Genomic DNA, 1,145 nt, shown 5'->3' with positions numbered 1-1,145 from the left:
AATAACATATATTATTTGTGTATTACAACTTATATTAGTTAAAAAGTTTGTTTTGTGTAACAACATATGTTACAATAACTATGAGGTGAAAGTATGGAAAAAGCTTTTAAATTTAGGCTTTATCCTAATAAACAACAAATAGAGCTCATAAATAAAACCTTTGGTTGTGTTAGGTTTGTATATAACTACTACCTTGCTAAAAGAGAAGAAGAATATAAAACTAAAGGGATAACATTTAATTATAACAAATGTTCTGCTGACTTAACTAAACTTAAACAAACTAATACATGGCTAAAAGAAGCAGATAAGTTTGCACTTCAAAATTCGCTCAAAGACTTAGACAAAGCATTTAAGAATTTTTTTGAAGGTAGAGCAAATTATCCAAAGTTTAAGTCAAAGAAATGTAAATACCAAAGCTATAGAACAACATTTACAAATAACAACATTGAAATTAAAGGAAACAAAATCAAACTACCCAAATTAGGCTGGGTAAAGTTTGTAAAATCAATGGAAGTAGAGGGTAAAATACTAAATGCAACTATAAGTAGAACTCCAACGGGGAAATATTTTGTTTCAATTTGTTGTAGTATAGAAAAAACTACAGAAAAGTCTAAAACTAACAAAGTAATCGGTATAGATTTAGGAGTAAAGCATTTTCTGATAGATAGTGAAGGCAACAAAATATCCAATCCTAAATATCTTATAAAGTTAGAAAAAAGACTTATTAAGGAACAAAGGAAGCTTTCTAAAAAACAATTAGGTAGCAATAACTTTAAGAAACAAGCTAAGAAAGTAGCCAAAATACATGAGAAGATAAGAAACCAAAGGAAAGATTTTTTGCAAAAGTTGTCCTCTAAAATTATAAACGAAAACCAAGTTATAATTTTGGAGGACTTAAAGGTTAAGAATATGTTAAGAAATAACAAACTATCAAAGTCCATATCAGATGTAGCATGGTCAAAATTTGTAAACATGCTTGAATATAAAGCATTATGGTATGGAAGAACAATAGTAAAAGTAGATATGTTTTATCCATCAAGTCAAATATGTAATGTATGTGGTTATAAAAATGAAGAAGTAAAAGACTTAAACGTAAGGGAGTGGGAATGTCCAATATGTAGGACAGTCCATGATAGAGATGTAAA

General features: G+C 28.0%; 1 protein-coding gene. It reads left to right on the top strand.

Annotated elements, in window-relative coordinates:
- Positions 1–93: 93 nt before the first annotated feature.
- A partial coding sequence (gene tnpB, locus CAAU_RS05100) for an IS200/IS605 family element RNA-guided endonuclease TnpB (RefSeq protein WP_040306011.1) occupies positions 94–1,145 on the top strand: 1,052 nt, incomplete at its 3' end.

It is taken from the genome of Caloramator australicus RC3 (genome assembly GCF_000297115.1).
Classification (GTDB): Bacteria; Bacillota; Clostridia; order Clostridiales; family Caloramatoraceae; genus Caloramator; species Caloramator australicus.
The sequence above is the reverse complement of the archived record's forward strand: the minus strand, read 5'-3'. Positions and strand labels throughout refer to the sequence as shown.